This window comes from Citrobacter sp. wls829 (genome assembly GCF_005280825.1).
Classification (GTDB): Bacteria; Pseudomonadota; Gammaproteobacteria; order Enterobacterales; family Enterobacteriaceae; genus Citrobacter; species Citrobacter gillenii.
This window is the reverse complement of the sequence record NZ_SZWP01000038.1, coordinates 47,151-62,872: the sequence shown is the minus strand read 5'-3', so window position 1 is coordinate 62,872 and position 15,722 is coordinate 47,151. Positions and strand designations below refer to the sequence as shown.

Annotated in this window: 14 protein-coding genes; 2 read left to right on the top strand and 12 right to left on the bottom strand. The window is 53.7% G+C overall.

Annotated features, from left to right (window positions below; translation table 11 throughout):
• Positions 1-22: 22 nt before the first annotated feature.
• The 3 genes from argT to FDW88_RS04780 all read right to left on the bottom strand — a co-directional run bounded on the left by argT (position 23) and on the right by FDW88_RS04780 (position 2,716).
• Positions 23-805 (bottom strand): lysine/arginine/ornithine ABC transporter substrate-binding protein ArgT, encoded by a 783-nt coding sequence (argT, locus tag FDW88_RS04790; RefSeq protein WP_096756351.1) that lies wholly within the window; start codon positions 803-805, stop codon positions 23-25.
• A gap of 287 nt (positions 806-1,092) precedes the next feature.
• Entirely contained in the window at positions 1,093-1,662 is a 570-nt protein-coding gene (locus FDW88_RS04785; RefSeq protein ID WP_096756350.1) for a UbiX family flavin prenyltransferase, read from the bottom strand.
• Positions 1,663-1,702: 40 nt separating this feature from the next.
• Positions 1,703-2,716, bottom strand: a complete 1,014-nt coding sequence (locus tag FDW88_RS04780; RefSeq protein ID WP_117343401.1) for a LacI family DNA-binding transcriptional regulator — start codon at positions 2,714-2,716, stop codon at positions 1,703-1,705.
• Between the two features lie 340 nt (positions 2,717-3,056).
• Here FDW88_RS04780 and FDW88_RS04775 point away from each other — a divergent pair, with 340 nt between their 5' ends.
• The gene (locus FDW88_RS04775; protein ID WP_115257898.1) at positions 3,057-4,460 is read left to right on the top strand and encodes an MFS transporter; all 1,404 of its coding nucleotides are present in this window, start codon (positions 3,057-3,059) and stop codon (positions 4,458-4,460) included.
• 7 nt (positions 4,461-4,467) lie between these two features.
• Positions 4,468-6,435 (top strand): glycoside hydrolase family 127 protein, encoded by a 1,968-nt coding sequence (locus FDW88_RS04770; RefSeq protein ID WP_137362125.1) that lies wholly within the window; start codon positions 4,468-4,470, stop codon positions 6,433-6,435.
• Between the two features lie 101 nt (positions 6,436-6,536).
• On the opposite strand, the gene purF is transcribed toward FDW88_RS04770, so the two are convergent.
• From purF to pdxB, 9 genes are all read right to left on the bottom strand, one after another.
• A complete protein-coding gene (gene purF, locus FDW88_RS04765; protein ID WP_096756346.1) occupies positions 6,537-8,054 on the bottom strand; it encodes an amidophosphoribosyltransferase in 1,518 nt (505 codons plus the stop codon).
• 33 nt (positions 8,055-8,087) lie between these two features.
• Positions 8,088-8,576 carry a colicin V production protein gene (gene cvpA, locus FDW88_RS04760; protein WP_096756345.1) on the bottom strand — a complete coding sequence of 163 codons (489 nt, stop codon included), beginning with the start codon at positions 8,574-8,576 and terminating at the stop codon, positions 8,088-8,090.
• A gap of 234 nt (positions 8,577-8,810) precedes the next feature.
• Positions 8,811-9,476: a cell division protein DedD gene (gene dedD / locus FDW88_RS04755; RefSeq protein WP_137362124.1), complete on the bottom strand. Its 666-nt coding sequence runs from the start codon at positions 9,474-9,476 to the stop codon at positions 8,811-8,813.
• Entirely contained in the window at positions 9,466-10,734 is a 1,269-nt protein-coding gene (gene folC, locus FDW88_RS04750) for a bifunctional tetrahydrofolate synthase/dihydrofolate synthase (RefSeq protein ID WP_137362123.1), read from the bottom strand. The genes dedD and folC overlap by 11 nt, the downstream gene beginning before the upstream one ends.
• A gap of 188 nt (positions 10,735-10,922) precedes the next feature.
• On the bottom strand, positions 10,923-11,837 hold the full coding sequence (gene accD / locus FDW88_RS04745; protein WP_096756342.1) for an acetyl-CoA carboxylase, carboxyltransferase subunit beta: 915 nt from the start codon (positions 11,835-11,837) through the stop codon (positions 10,923-10,925).
• A gap of 149 nt (positions 11,838-11,986) precedes the next feature.
• Complete coding sequence (locus FDW88_RS04740; protein ID WP_096756341.1) at positions 11,987-12,646, bottom strand: DedA family protein; 660 nt, start codon at positions 12,644-12,646, stop codon at positions 11,987-11,989.
• Between the two features lie 23 nt (positions 12,647-12,669).
• On the bottom strand, positions 12,670-13,482 hold the full coding sequence (gene truA, locus FDW88_RS04735; RefSeq protein ID WP_096756340.1) for a tRNA pseudouridine(38-40) synthase TruA: 813 nt from the start codon (positions 13,480-13,482) through the stop codon (positions 12,670-12,672).
• Positions 13,482-14,495, bottom strand: coding sequence for an aspartate-semialdehyde dehydrogenase (locus tag FDW88_RS04730; RefSeq protein WP_137362122.1), 1,014 nt, complete (start codon positions 14,493-14,495; stop codon positions 13,482-13,484). The genes truA and FDW88_RS04730 overlap by 1 nt, the downstream gene beginning before the upstream one ends.
• A 67-nt stretch (positions 14,496-14,562) precedes the next feature.
• On the bottom strand, positions 14,563-15,699 hold the full coding sequence (gene pdxB / locus FDW88_RS04725) for a 4-phosphoerythronate dehydrogenase PdxB (protein ID WP_137362121.1): 1,137 nt from the start codon (positions 15,697-15,699) through the stop codon (positions 14,563-14,565).
• Between the last annotated feature and the right edge of the window lie 23 nt (positions 15,700-15,722).

Below are 15,722 nucleotides of genomic sequence, written 5' to 3'. Positions count from 1 at the left end.
AATCGCTTCCCGTATTGGCGTATTAGTCGCCGTAGACATTAAAGGCAAAGTACTTTTTCGCCATTTTGTCGTAAGTCCCATCCTGACGCAGTTCGCCGAGCGCTTTATTAAAGGCCGCTTTCAGCTCTGCGTCATCTTTGCGTAAGCCAATCCCGGTTCCGTCACCAAAGTACTTTTTGTCTTTTACCGAAGGACCCGCAAAATCGTAGTCCTTGCCCGCAGGCTGTTTCAGGAATCCTTCGCTAGCCGCAACTTCATCCTGCAACGCGGCATCCAGACGTCCTGCCGTCAGGTCAGAATAGATAAGATCCTGGTTCGCATAGGCCACCACATCCACGCCTTTGCTGCGCCAGGTATCGTTAGCATAGGCTTCCTGGGTTGAGCCTTGCAGTACGCCAACATGTTTTCCCTTCAGCGAATCAAGGGTCGGTTGGATCGGGGAACCCTTCGCAGCAATCAGACGTGAGTCTGCGGCGTAAAGTTTGTCTGAGAACGCGATTTCTTGCTGGCGCTTTTCGGTAATAGACAGAGAGGAGATAATGGCATCGATTTTCTTCGCTTTCAGAGAGGGGATCAGCGCATCAAAGTCACTGGCAACCCAGGTACATTTGATCTGCATACGTTTACACATCTCATTGCCGAGATCGATATCAAACCCGACAAAATCCCCTTTGGCATCTTTAGAGGAAAAAGGGGCGTAGGTGGTATCTGTACCAATACGAACTGTCTGCGGAAGCGCTGCGTAGCTGGCCGCGGTGGCGGAAAGTCCTACCAGCAATGACAAAGCAAGTACCGTCTTCTTCATACATAACCCTCAAGTGGCGAAATTTTATTATGTTTTACGTTGTGTTGTGTGTTTGCAGACTTTTTCATGCAGGTCTTATGCCATTTTCGCGTCGATGAGGATATTCGACGTTAAATATGTTAATAAAACGTTGCAATATTGTCCTGATTTTGAAGATAGCAGGTATGACGGTTGAACCGCAGCGTTTCGTTACGTTTTAACGAATTAAATGTTGAGGATATGATCGCGGTTACAAAATTGCCCTGAAACAGGGCAAGGAATGCAGATATGCACGCTGGCGGAGCGGCTTATGCCCCCTGCCAACGGGTAAACAGATCGTGCGGGAGAGCAATGTCGAACTGGTCGAGTACACGGTTAACCGTTTGATTAATCACATCATCAAGCGTCTGGGGACGATGATAAAACGCCGGAACCGGCGGCATAATTACCGCGCCTATTTCCGCCGCCTGGGTCATCAATCGCAGATGCCCCAGATGTAGCGGTGTCTCACGTACGCATAGCACCAGTGGACGACGCTCTTTCAGCACCACGTCAGCGGCGCGGGTCAACAGCCCATCGGTATAACTGTGGACGATACCGGAGAGCGTTTTAATGGAACAAGGCAGAATGACCATCCCCGCCGTCTGGAATGAGCCAGATGAAATACTGGCGGCGATATCACGCGCGTCGTGATTCACATTGGCTAATGCCTGCACCTCACGTACGGACAGGTCTGTTTCCAGCGCCAGGGTCTGACGTGCCGCCGCACTCATTACCAGATGGGTTTCCACATCAGCAACGTCACGCAAAACCTGTAACAGCCGCACGCCATAAATTGCACCGCTGGCGCCAGAAATACCAATGATGAGTCGTTTCACTGTGAGAGCCCTTTGTTCTTCATGGCGTGACTGTGCCGGATTACCGCGTAGGGTGCAACTGTGAATGTGCAGTCGCACTCAGCGAGCTTTCGCGGATCACCAGCCGCACCGGCAGCAGTAAATTTCGCTCATGTTGCTCGCTGAGCAGTAAACGAAACGCATCTCGCCCAAGCTCGCGCTTATCTACCGCCACGGTGGTTAACGCCGGATGCGCCCAGGCAGCGGCATCGATGTCATCAAAGCCAACAATCGCGATATCTTGCGGCACGTTGATCCCCTTACGCGCGCAGACGCGCATCGCCACCAGCGCGGCAATATCGTTATAGGCAAAGATAGCATCCGGCGGCTGCGGCAGAGCTAACAGTTTGTCCATGCCCTCGACCAGCGCCTGTTCAATATCTTTGACCGGCGGTGCTTCAACACGATATTCCGCGGGTAAAGACAGCCCGGCGTCAAATAACGCCTGCTGATATCCTTCTACGCGCTGACGGATACTGTAATGGCGTTGCGAATGGCCGAGAAACGCAATGCGTTTGCGCCCTTGTTCAAGCAGATGCCGTGTCGCAATGAAGCCCCCATGAAAGTTATCCGGATTGACGCAGGGAAAATCCGCTGCCCACAGATCCACCAGCGTGACCGGCAGTGCCAGTTTACGCAGCTCGACCAGAGTTTCCGTTTCCAGATACCCTGCGGCAATCAGCGCGTCAGGCTGATGCAAATTAATGAGTTCAGCCAGCGAATCTTCCGGGCCAATCGGCAAGAAACTCATCGCAATATCGTTTTCCCGGCAAGCGTCAGCCACCCCAAGCATCACGCTGGAATAGAACGGCAATGCACTGGCTATATTGTGCTCGCGGTGCAGCAGAAATAGCAGCCGCTTAATGCGACCACTGCGCAAACGACCGAAATCGTAACCTTCAGACTCGGCAATCGCCAGTATCCGCTGTCGGGTCTCTTCGCTCAGTCCTGGCTGCCCTTTCAGGGCCCGGGACACGGCGGCAATCGACACACCGCACGCCATTGCAATATCTTTGATTCGGGTCTTGTTTGCCATTCCGTTCGTTTTTACCTGTCACGCGTGGTTAAGCCGATGTCGGGTTCCTTAAGCGCTAAGAATACCACTAACGCGCCAATGATTAACTCTCCCTCATTTCCCTACAGAATAACTAACAGAACCACTAATGGCGCCTCCCAACGCCACTATCGTGACACCGATCACTATAAAATAATTATTTCTAGTAAAAACCAGGGTCATTTTCACAGAGAAAGAAAACCGTCATATACCGAAACACCGGTACAGTCCTATGCTCAGAACCGTTACATCTTTAGTAAAAACTGTCAGAGATAAGCCGTAATGACTTTTTAAATCATCCCCCCTTGTTCGAGGATTGGTTATGACAATTGCTGATAACCTGGATTCTGATGCACAAACCGTTGATGCGGGAGAAACGCTCTCAACCCGCGAAAAGATAGGCTATGGATTAGGCGATGCTGGTGGACACTGCATCTCAGATTTAATAAGCGGCTTTTTACTTTTTTTCTACACCGACGTGTTCGGGCTTAGCCCGGCCATTGTCGGGGCAATGTTTTTTGTTCTACGCATATTCGACGCCGTCTCTGACCCTGTGATGGGCGTGGTTGCCGACCGAACCCGCAGTCGCTGGGGGCGCTTTCGTCCGTGGCAATTATGGACAGCCGTTCCCTTGGGCATTATCGGTATCCTGACCTTTACCGTCCCGGATATCAGCCCCAACATGAAAATCGCCTGGGCATTCGGTACCTACTTCCTGCTTTCCCTGGGCTATACCGCCAACAATGTGCCCTACTGTGCGCTGATAAACGCCGTCACGAACCGCCACGATCAGGTGATGTCGTGTCAGTCCTGGCGTTTTGTATTAAGCGGTATTGCCGGCTTTCTGGTTGCGGTCGGTCTGCCGTGGATGGTGGAATTCTTTGGTCAGGGCAATCTGGCCAAAGGTTATCAATATGGCGTCACCGTACTGTGCTGCGTGGGCATGGTGATGTTTTTACTGTGCTTCCTGTGGGTGAAAGAACGCGTACCGCTGTCGCTGGTCGGCAAATTTACCCTGCGTGAGCATCTGGCCGGGCTGCGTAAAAACGATCAGTTACTGATGATGCTGGTGATGTCCTTCCTGCTGGTGAATATCCTGTGTATTCGCGGCGGCGGCTACATGTACTTTATTTCATATGTTCTGCAGGGCAGCGCCGGGTTTATGTCGCTGTTTTTCGGTGTACTGACAGTGGCGGGCATTTTAGGCGCGATCATCGTTAATCCCCTCTCGCGGCGTTTCGATATGGTGCGCTTGTATATCTGCACCAACCTGATTCTGGTGGTATTTGGCATTGCGATGTGGTTCCTGCCAACCGGAGCTGATTACCGTATGCTGTGGCTGGGCTGCATTGCGCTAAACGGCGTGATCCTCGGCTTCACCCTCCCCCTGCACTTCTCAATCATGGCCTTCGCCGACGACTACGGCGAATGGAAAAACGGCGTGCGCTCATCCGGGATGAACTTCGCTTTTAATCTGTTTTTCATCAAGCTCTCGTGGGCATCTTCCGGCGGCATTATCAGTATTCTGCTGATCATGGTGGCCTACCAGCCAGGTCTTGAAAATCAGACCGCAGCTTCTCTTCAGGGCATCACCCTATTGCAAAGCATTGTGCCGGCCATTTTCCACCTCGCACTGGCGCTGTGCCTGCTCAAATGCCGCCTCAATGGCCCGATGATGCAGCGTATTTCAACCGATCTTCACCAACGACATTCACACATTTCCTGAGGTATACATGATGCAGTCTGCTGTGATTGAAGCCGATCTCAACCGAATCACCATCACCGATCCATTTCTGGGTGAATACCAACGCTTGATTCGCGACGTAGTGATCCCGTACCAATGGGAAGCACTGAACGACACGATTCCCGAGGCAGAACCCAGCCACGCGCTGGCTAACTACCGCATCGCCGCCGGTCTGGAACACGGCGAGTTTTACGGCATGGTCTTCCAGGACAGCGATGTCACCAAATGGCTGGAAGCCGTAGCCTGGTCGCTGTGCCAGAAGCCAGATGCAGTGCTTGAAAAAACCGCCGACGAGGTGATTGAGCTGCTGGCTCAGGCGCAGTGTGACGACGGCTATCTCAACACCTGTTATACCGTAAAGGAGCCAGGACTGCGCTGGACCAACGTCGCCGAATGCCACGAGCTCTACTGCGCCGGACACCTGTTTGAAGCGGCAGTCGCCTTCTTCAACGCCACCGGAAAACGTCGACTGCTGAACATCGCTTGTCGCTTTGCCGATCACATCGACACGGTGTTTGGTCCCAAAGAAGGCCAACTGCGCGGCTATCCTGGGCACCCGGAAATCGAGCTGGCGTTGATGCGTCTGTATGAAGTCACTCAGGAACCGCGCTACCAGGCGCTGGCCTGCTATTTCGTCGAGGAACGTGGCAAACAACCCTACTATTACGATATTGAGTTCGAAAAACGCGGCGGTACCCGACACTGGGTTGGTTGGGGCGACGCCTGGCCGGGAATGATCAAAGACAAAACATACACCCATGCGCACAAACCGCTCGCTGAACAGCATGAAGCGGTCGGTCATGCAGTGCGGTCGGTGTATCTGATGACCGGATTGGCGCACATTGCCCGTATCACCCAGGATGAAGAGAAGCGCCAAACCTGCCTGCGCATCTGGAACAATATGGTGCAGCGGCGGATGTACATCACCGGCGGTATCGGCTCGCAGGGCATCGGCGAGGCCTTTACTAGCGACTACGATTTACCGAACGACACCGCTTACGGCGAAAGCTGCGCCTCCATCGGCCTGATGATGTTCGCCCGCCGCATGCTGGAAATGGAAGGTGATGCGCACTACGCCGACGTCATGGAGCGTGCGTTTTACAATACGGTGTTGGGTGGAATGGCGCTGGACGGGAAGCACTTCTTCTACGTCAATCCGCTGGAGACGTACCCGAAAAGTATTCCACATAACCATATTTACGATCACATTAAGCCGGTGCGCCAGCGCTGGTTCGGCTGCGCCTGCTGCCCACCGAATATCGCCCGCACGCTGGTCGCCATTGGTCACTATATTTTCACCCCGCGACCGGACGCACTGTTTATCAACTTCTACGCCGGGAGCGAAGCGCAGTTCAGCGTAAAAGACCAGACCCTGGCGCTGAACATTAGCGGTAACTATCCATGGGATGAGCGGGTCACTATTCACTTTAGCCAGCCAAAGACCGTTGAACATACCGTCGCGCTACGTCTACCGGCGTGGTGCGAAACACCGCACGTGCAGGTCAACGGAGAAACGGCACAAGGCAGAGTGATTAAGGGCTATCTGCATCTGCGTCGTCAGTGGCAGCAAGGTGACATCATTACCCTGAACCTGCCGATGACGGTCCGTCGCGTTTACGCCAACCCACTGGTGCGCCACGCTGCGGGCAAGGTCGCTATTCAGCGCGGGCCGCTGGTGTACTGTCTGGAACAGGCGGATAACGGCGCTGAGTTGCATAACCTGTCGCTGCCAAAAGCAAGCGAGCTGCGTGAAATTCAGGGCGTCGGAGTGCTGAAGGGCAAAGTGTTGCTGCAAGCTGAAGGGCTGCGCGTGTTGACCGCTGAGAGTGACAAGCCGCTGTACAGCTTTGATAACCGTCAGACAACGGTCGAAAAGCAGACCTTAACGTTTATTCCGTGGTTTAGCTGGGCCAATCGTGGCGAAGGTGAAATGCGGATTTGGGTCGACGAGGCGTAACATAAAAATGCCGGATGGCGGCTACGCCTTATCCGGCCTACAACGATGGTGGACTGTAGGCCGGATAAGACGCAAAGCGTCGCCATCCGGCATGCCCTGACTTACCCTTCGTTGTGCATCTCGAGGTTTTCCGCTTCATTCTGACGCAATACCGCTTTAGCGTCATCATTGCGCAGGGAGTCGAGGAAATCGAGGTACTGTTGGTCAACGTCTTTGGTGACGTACACGCCGTTGAACACGGAACATTCAAACTGCTGAATATCCGGATTCTCTGCGCGGACGGCTTCGATCAGATCGTTCAGATCCTGGAAGATAAGACCGTCAGCGCCGATGATTTGGCGGATCTCGTCAACTTCGCGGCCATGAGCGATCAGCTCCGTCGCCGTGGGCATATCAATACCATAGACGTTCGGGAAGCGTATTTCCGGTGCCGCAGAGGCCAGGTACACTTTCTTCGCCCCGGCTTCACGCGCCATCTCAATAATTTGTTCAGAGGTGGTCCCGCGCACGATGGAATCGTCTACCAACAGCACGTTCTTATCGCGGAATTCAGCACGGTTGGCATTCAGCTTACGACGCACGGATTTACGACGCAGTTGCTGACCCGGCATGATAAAGGTACGGCCGACGTAACGGTTTTTCACAAAGCCCTGACGGTACGGTTTACCGAGAATCCGGGCAATTTCCAGCGCGATATCGCACGAGGTTTCCGGAATAGGGATCACCACATCGATGTCCAGATCTTCCCACTCACGAGCAATTTTTTCGCCAAGCTTGGTGCCCATATTCACGCGGGCGCTGTAGACGGAAATCTTGTCGATGAACGAATCAGGACGCGCAAAGTAAACGTACTCAAACAGGCACGGGTTGCTGACCGGATTATCCGCACACTGACGGGTAAACAAGTTGCCTTTTTCAGTGATATAGACCGCTTCACCCGGCGCAACGTCGCGCAGAAATTCAAAGCCAAGGGTATCCAGCGCCACGCTTTCAGAAGCCACCATATACTCGGTGCGGCCATCACCAATATCGCGTTTACCCAGCACCAACGGACGGATACCGTTAGGGTCGCGGAAGGCAACCATACCGTGGCCGATAATCATCGCTACACAGGCATAGGCACCACGGATCTGGCGGTTCGTCGCGGCGATCGCGGCAAAAATATTGTCCGCTTCCAGCGGGTAGTGGCGGAAGTTATCCAGCTCACTGGCGAAAATATTCAGCAGGATTTCTGAATCGGAAGTGGTGTTGATGTGGCGGCGCTTTTCTTCAAACAGCTTTTTACGCAGCTCATGGGCGTTGGTCAAGTTGCCGTTGTGGGCAAGCGTGATACCGTACGGTGAGTTGACATAAAAAGGTTGAGCTTCGGAGGCGCTGGAGCTGCCAGCAGTTGGATAACGCACATGACCGATGCCCATATTGCCCTGCAAACGCTGCATATGGCGAGCTTCAAAAATGTCGCTCACCATGCCGTTCGCTTTTCGCAAGCGGAAGCAGTTGTTGGCATCAATGGTGATGATGCCAGCGGCATCCTGGCCACGATGCTGGAGCACCGTTAACGCGTCATAAATCGACTGGTTTACCGGCATAACACCGGCGATACCGACAATACCGCACATACGTCTTTTCCTCGTTCAGCAACGACCCAAAATTTATACTTTGGGCAAGAAACTTGACGAGCTTTGCAGATAGTCAAAGAACCATCTGATGATGAAACTGAACTGCGGGATCAGCTGCGACTTACTCCAGTCTTCACTTTTCGACACACCGGTAAACGTATCGAGAAAGAACAGTATGGCGGCGACGATCAACGCTCCGCGCAAAGCACCGAAGCAGATCCCCAACACCCTGTCGGTACCCGACAGACCTGTTTTCTCCACCAGTTGGCCTATCACAAAGTTAACGATAGCGCCGACGATAAGTGTCGCGATAAACAGTATCGCGATAGCAATCCCATTTCGAACCAGTTCGTCTTCAAAGCCCGTAAACCAGACAGACAGGTAAGTGTAGTAATGGCTGGCGACAAAGAAAGCACAACCCCAAGTCACCAACGATAATGCTTCACGAACAAAGCCACGGATCAGGCTAACCAGACAGGAAAAACCAATCACCGCGATAATGGCGTAATCAATCCAGACCATATATGTCCCACGATTTTACGCCCTGTCGTCCTGTTCGGGGCGCATTCTAACAGAAAAAGAAAACGTTTGCGTAGGGATTTCCTTTCCACGCGTAAATAAAAATGGCGCTGAAAAAATCTTCAACGCCATCTAACTTTTTGCCTCTTTGGGCACTGCCGGATGGCGGTGTAAACACCTTATCCGGCCTACCTAAGCGTAGCGCCGTAGAGCGCAGCGCCATCAGGCAACGTCCCCTTAATTAGGGGTATACCCCATCACGACCCCACTCAAGCCGGAGATCTTCTGCAGTTCGCCAAGCGAATTTTTCAGCTTATCTCTGGAGGCGTCAGGCCCAACGAGAATACGGGTTATTTTACCCTGTACCGGCGTGGACGGGGAAGTAAATACCCGGAAACCCGCACCGCGAAGTTTACCCACGATCTCATTGACCTTGTCCGCATTTTTCAGCGCACCCAGTTGCACAACATACGCTTTGCCGGTCGGTGCCGGCGCTTCTGCGACAACCGGTTTCGGTGCAGGTGCAGCCGGTGTTGGCACTGGCGTCGCAACAACAGGTTGTGGCTTCGGTTTAGGTTTAGGTTGCTCGACCGGCGCAGGAATAGGATCAAACTCCGCGCCGTTAGCCACCGGCAGGCGCGACGGATCCAACGACGGCGCGGCAGCATCGCCCGCACGCACCTCTTCTGCTGCACCTTCCGGCGGCTGCGTCGGCAGCGCCTGCGTGGCAGCAGGCATCATATCCGGTTCATCGCGGTCACCAGGTTTTGGCACCAACGGAATGGCCGCGAACTCATCCTGATAATGTTTTTTCTGCCCGTCAAGCAACCCAGGAAGCACAATCACCCCGAGCGCAACCAGCACAATCGTGCCGACTAATCGATTCTGAAACTTACTCGCCACCGCTTCTCCCCACGTCTATCACTTCCATGACATGTGCGACAGTGTGAAACGATCCACACACCAACACGGTATCTTCTGGTTTTGCATCTGCCAACGCCGCACGCCATGCCTGCGCCACGCTATCATAGGCTTCACCTGTTCCCAGATGTTCCAGCAGTTGTTCTGCCGTCGCGCCTCGCGGCCCTTCCAGGGGCGCACAATACCACGCGTTTACCACACTTTTCAGCCAGGCCAGCGTACCAGCAATGTCTTTATCATGTAGCATACCGATAACCGCAAGCACGCGCCCGTTTTTCACTAACTTTTTCAGACGCCCGGTCAGATATTCTGCTGCATGAGGATTATGTGCGACATCAAAAATAACGCGCGGCGATTCGCTCACAATCTGGAAACGCCCCGGTAAAATGGCCTGCTCAATCCCCTCACGAATTGCTTGCCCGCTAACATCAAGTCCGCTTGCCCGTAGCGCAGCCAACGCCGTGGCGGCATTAGGTTGCGGCACCTGAGGTAACGGAAGATGCGTCAGCGTACCGTGACTGTCGGTGAAGGACCAGTCGCTTTCCGTCACCGTATAGCGCCAGTCGACGCCACAGCGCTGCAAAATAGCCCCGGTCTCTTGTGCCACATCGGCAATGGTGTAAGGCATTTCCGGTTCACCGACAATGGCCGGTTTTTCAGCGCGGAAGATCCCAGCCTTCTCACGACCAATGCTTTCGCGATCCGGCCCCAGCCAGTCAGTATGGTCAAGCGCAATACTGGTGACTACGGCGACATCAGCATCAACGATATTGGTAGCATCAAGGCGCCCGCCCAGGCCGACTTCCAGAATCACCACATCAAGCTTAGCCTGCTTAAATAACCACAGCGCCGACAGCGTACCGTATTCAAAATAGCTCAGCGAAATATCACCGCGTGCGGCTTCAATCTCGGCAAACGAGGCAGTATGGGCAGATTCCGCGAGTTCACGCCCCTGCACGCGAACACGTTCCGTGTAGCGCACCAGATGAGGAGAACTGTATACCCCGACTTTATATCCCGCCGCGGTCAGTACGGATTCCAGCGTACGGCAGGTTGTACCCTTACCGTTGGTGCCTGCCACCGTGAAAACAAACGGCGCGGGTTTCAGCACACCCAGATTTCGTGCAACCTGGCTGACGCGCTCGAGGCCGAGATCGATGGTTTTACTGTGCAGGTTTTCCAGATAAGAAAGCCACGACGCCAGGGGCGACGCGGCTTGGGGAATACGTTTATTGTCCATGATGCCTGTCAATTCGTCACGTTAATAAAAGCAAAAGGGCAGCGCCAACCGGCCTGCCCTTTTCTACTCGTCGTCTTTCACGTTGCAGGCGCGTTGGCTGTGCTCGCTCCCCCGAATCACTTAGCGGTGTAAGCTCATCGGGAATCACTCACCGTCTTCCTGCGACGCGAAATCCATAGAGTCCGTTATCAGGCCTCTGATTCCTGATCGGGTACCGGAGGTACCACTACGCCTTCAGTCGGCTCATCCGGATTCGGCGCCGGAAGATTCATCAGCTTCGCCAGAACGCTCGCCAGTTTCAGGCGCATTTCCGGACGGCGGACGATCATATCGATAGCGCCTTTTTCAATCAGGAATTCACTGCGCTGGAATCCCGGCGGCAGTTTTTCACGTACGGTTTGCTCGATAACACGTGGACCGGCAAAGCCAATCAGTGCTTTCGGTTCAGCAATGTTGAGGTCGCCCAGCATCGCGAAACTTGCAGAAACACCGCCCATGGTTGGGTCAGTCAGTACAGAGATATACGGTAAACCGCGTTCCTGCATTTTTGCCAGCGCCGCAGAGGTTTTAGCCATCTGCATCAGTGACATCAGCGCTTCCTGCATGCGCGCCCCGCCGGAAGCGGAGAAGCAGATCAGCGGACAATTGTCTTCCAGCGCCTGCTCAACGGCACGAACAAAACGTGCGCCAACCACAGAACCCATGGAGCCGCCCATAAACGCGAACTCGAATGCGGCTGCAACGACCGGCATACCGTGAAGCGTGCCTTTCATTACTACCAGCGCATCTTTTTCGCCGGTTTCTTTCTGCGCAGAAGCCAGTCTGTCTTTATACTTCTTGGAGTCACGAAACTTCAGCAGGTCTTTCGGCTCAAGCTCGCTACCCAACTCCACAAGAGAACCTTCATCTAACAGGCTATGCAGGCGATTGCGCGCCGACATGCGCATATGATGGTCACACTTCGGACAGACCTCAAGATTACGTTCCAGCTCAGCACGGTATAATACCTGACCGCAGCTATCACACTTGGTCCACACCCCTTCAGGAATGCTTGCCTTGCGGGTGGGAGTAATATTGCTTTTAATTCGTTCAATCCAGCTCATTGGTGACCTTTCTGCCTGAACCTTAGTCAGCTTTGTTATAAGGGGCGCATAATGCCATTTTTGCCCCCAACAGACCATGAATGTTGCACATTAAAACATAACAGCCCGAAACTTTGGACAAAAAAGTGGTCGAACCGCTGAGTTACTTTCTATTTTTGCGCCCTTGATGCTGCGCGTTTGTGACGAATCACTTCGATAACACCAGGCAATACGGAGAGGACGATAATCGCCACAATCAATAATTTCAGGTTTTCCTGCACCACCGGCAGATCGCCAAACAGATAGCCTGCGTAGGTGAACAGTAATACCCACAGCAGCGCGCCCGCTACGTTAAACAGTGCAAAATGACGGTAGGACATGTGTCCCATACCGGCAACAAACGGTGCAAATGTGCGTACGATAGGGACAAAACGCGCCAGAATAATGGTTTTACCGCCATGACGCTCATAGAACGCGTGGGTTTTATCCAGATAGCTGCGACGGAAAATTTTCGAGTTCGGATTGCTGAACAGCCTTTCGCCGAACACCCGACCGATAGTGTAGTTCACCGCATCGCCCACGATTGCCGCCACGATCATTAACGCCACCATCAGATGGACATTTAAATCATTAGTGGGCAATGCAGAAAGCGCGCCTGCGACAAACAGCAGCGAATCTCCCGGCAGGAACGGCGTAACCACCAGTCCGGTTTCACAGAACAGGATCAGAAACAGAATGGCATATACCCAGACACCGTATTCTGCGACCAACTCCGCCAGGTGCACATCAATGTGCAGGATAAAATCAATAAGAAAGTAAATCAGTTCCATAGTATGCCTTTATACGACTCAAATTAGTCCGCCAGAAATAGCGGGCCCATCGGCGGTTTTGGCAGGTCAAACCGGTCGGGGTAATCTACCGCCACCAGATACAAACCTTCCGCTTTCGCCGTTGCCGCTGCCAGCGTTCTGTCCTTCGCCGCTAACAGTTCTGCTATCCAGCTCTCCGGCTGGTTGTGGGCACCTACTTCCATCAGGCTGCCAACAATATTCCTGACCATATGATGTACAAAGGCATTCGCTTTAATATCTACCACCACATAAGGACCATGACGCGTCACGTTAATGTGCATCACGTTACGCCACGGTGTGCGCGACTGGCACTGCACTGCCCGAAACGAGGTGAAATCATTCTCCCCAATCAGGCATTGGGCCGCGCGATGCATACGTTCAGCATCCAACGGCTCATAGTAATGCGTCACGCCTTTACCCAGAACTGCTGGGCGCAACCGATGATTGTAGATGATATAACGGTAGCGGCGCGCCGTGGCGCTAAACCGCGCATGAAAATCATCCGGTACAGCTTTCACCCAACGCACGGCAATGTCACCAGGTAAATTCGCATTTACCCCCAGCGTCCATGCCGCATCTTTACGTTGCGCGGTGGTCTCAAAGTGCACCACCTGGCCCGTACCATGAACGCCAGCATCGGTACGCCCGGCACAAAATACCGTGATGCGTTCATTGGCGACCTGCGAAAGTGCTTTTTCCAGCTTTTCCTGAACGCTGCGAACTTCGTTCTGGCGCTGCCAGCCATAATATTTGCTGCCATCATACTCAATACCCAGCGCAATTTTATGGACGGGCAGCTGTTGCAGGTCAGACATTAGTACATATACTCCTGCACCAGTTTTTCAGCGATTTTCACCGCCATCAACGCGCCGCCAAAGCGTACGTTGTCTGCTACAGACCAAAACTGTACCTGTTCTGGCATACCGTAATCATTGTGCACGCAGCCTACCGAAAGATGTGGGCTACCCGACGCATCGCTGACCTGGGTTGGGAAATCGGTCGCTTCTGAAAGCACAATGTCCTCGCCGCGCTCAAACGCATCGCGCGCTTCTTCTGCTGCCAGCGGACGTAATGCTTCAAAGCTCACCATTTGCGCATGACCGTAGAACACCGGCGACTGTACGATGCTGGCGGAGATCATCAGCCCCTCGTCCTGCATGATTTTACGCACTTCATCAACGATACGACGCTCTTCACGCACACTGCCTTCGCGGTCTGGCAGCAACGGCAGCATGTTGAACGCCAGTTGACGGCCAAAGAAATCGTCGTCATCAACCGGAATACCGTTGAGCAGTTTCGCACTTTGCCCGGCCAGCGCATCTACCGCTTTTTTGCCATGAGCGGAAGCTGAGATAATATTGGTCACCGTAATACGCGAAAGGCCACCGTCGTCAATCAACGGTTTCAATGCAGACAACAGTTGGCTGGTCAGGCTGCCAGGGACCGCAATCACGTTGCGGTTGCGGTAATCTGCCAGTACGAACGGGTTCACGTCCGGTACCACCAGCGGGACGTCCGGCTCAAGCGCAAACAAACCGCTGCTGTCAATCACCAGGCAACCCGCATTGGTGGCTTCTTCTACCCATGCTGCGGTGGCTTCCACGCCCGCGACAAAAAAGGCCAGCTGCGCTTGAGTCCAGTCAAAGTCAGCGACGTCCTGGACAATGATTGATTTACCGTTAAAACGCAGGTGCTCACCCGCGCTTTCATTACGAGCCAGCGCATAGATCTCACCGACCGGGAACTGGCGTTCCGCCAGCGTGTCGAGCAGGGCTTCGCCTACGGCGCCCGTTGCGCCCAGAATGGCAATATTCCAGCCTTCAGACATGGTGATTTACTCCAGAAATACGTAAGCGTCCCTGTCGTATTATTCGACAGGGAGCATTAAGAAGACATTAATGTGCCGGGTGATGAACGGCGTTAAAACCCAGCTTACACAACAAGGTAGCGGCAGCGGCGTCGTCACACATGACGTACAAAGACGACCATTCACGGCGCTCAAGGTAATTTTTACGCAGTTTATCAAACTCACCCGGAATTCCAGCGACTTTACGCAGGGGCGCATCGTCGCGGCGCACATCATACACTAAATGCACCAGCCTTTTCAGCGTTGGCTGATCCAACGGGCCATGCAGCGTGATGCGTCCAAATTCCGGGGCAGGTAACAGGGTGCTCAGTGCAACGTGCTGTTCGTGGCCAATAAACTTGCTATAGGCCTCAAAGACCTGCGTGGTTCCCCGAGCCTTCCCTTCAAGGGTGTATCCTGCAATATGCGCCGTACCGATATCCGCTTTCTCGAGCAACGCGACATTCAGGTCCGGCTCGCCCTCCCAGACATCCAACACTACGCTCAGATGTTGCCCGGCATTAAGGCGGGACAGCAACGCGGTATTGTCGATGACCGGCCCACGGCAGGCGTTAATCAGGATGGTGCCCGGCTTCAGTCGGCCAATTAGTGCTTCATCAGCCAAATGCAGAGTCTTGTACGGACCGTCTTTAAACAACGGCGTATGGAAAGTCAGTACATCGGCGTGCTCAACCAGTTCGTTCAGCGAGCGGAAATCGCCCTCGTCTCCCCGGTCAGCACGCGGCGGATCGCAAAGTAACGTGCGGATCCCTAATGCTTCCAGTCGCGCCTGCAAACGCGCGCCCACATTGCCGACACCAACAATACCCACGGTGCGATCGGCTAACGCAAAACCATCGCGCTCCGCCAGCATCAGCAGTGCTGAAAAGACATACTCAACAACCGCAATCGCATTGCAACCGGGCGCGGCAGAGAAGCCAATCTCAGACTGTGCAAGCCAGGCTTCATCCACATGGTCAGTGCCCGCAGTTGCCGTCCCGACAAACTTAACCGGTTTTCCGCCAAGCAGTGCTTCATTGACCTTCGTCACCGAGCGCACCATTAAGGCGTCCGCATCATCCAGTTCTGCGACGGGAATCGGACGACCGGGAACCGCTTTTACCTCCCCCAAACGACTGAACAGTTCGCGGGCATAGGGCATATTTTCATCAACGAGGATTTTCACGTCTTTCGCACCTGTTTGAGAAC

Excerpts from the sequence above, each read along its gene's own strand:
- argT (WP_096756351.1), bottom strand. The coding sequence starts at position 805 with ATGAAGAAGACGGTACTTGCTTTGTCATTGCTGGTAGGACTTTCCGCC.
- FDW88_RS04780 (WP_117343401.1), bottom strand. The coding sequence starts at position 2,716 with ATGGCAAACAAGACCCGAATCAAAGATATTGCAATGGCGTGCGGTGTG.
- FDW88_RS04775 (WP_115257898.1), top strand. The coding sequence starts at position 3,057 with ATGACAATTGCTGATAACCTGGATTCTGATGCACAAACCGTTGATGCG.
- FDW88_RS04770 (WP_137362125.1), top strand. The coding sequence starts at position 4,468 with ATGATGCAGTCTGCTGTGATTGAAGCCGATCTCAACCGAATCACCATC.
- purF (WP_096756346.1), bottom strand. The coding sequence starts at position 8,054 with ATGTGCGGTATTGTCGGTATCGCCGGTGTTATGCCGGTAAACCAGTCG.
- cvpA (WP_096756345.1), bottom strand. The coding sequence starts at position 8,576 with ATGGTCTGGATTGATTACGCCATTATCGCGGTGATTGGTTTTTCCTGT.
- folC (WP_137362123.1), bottom strand. The coding sequence starts at position 10,734 with ATGGACAATAAACGTATTCCCCAAGCCGCGTCGCCCCTGGCGTCGTGG.
- accD (WP_096756342.1), bottom strand. The coding sequence starts at position 11,837 with ATGAGCTGGATTGAACGAATTAAAAGCAATATTACTCCCACCCGCAAG.
- FDW88_RS04740 (WP_096756341.1), bottom strand. The coding sequence starts at position 12,646 with ATGGAACTGATTTACTTTCTTATTGATTTTATCCTGCACATTGATGTG.
- truA (WP_096756340.1), bottom strand. The coding sequence starts at position 13,482 with ATGTCTGACCTGCAACAGCTGCCCGTCCATAAAATTGCGCTGGGTATT.
- FDW88_RS04730 (WP_137362122.1), bottom strand. The coding sequence starts at position 14,495 with ATGTCTGAAGGCTGGAATATTGCCATTCTGGGCGCAACGGGCGCCGTA.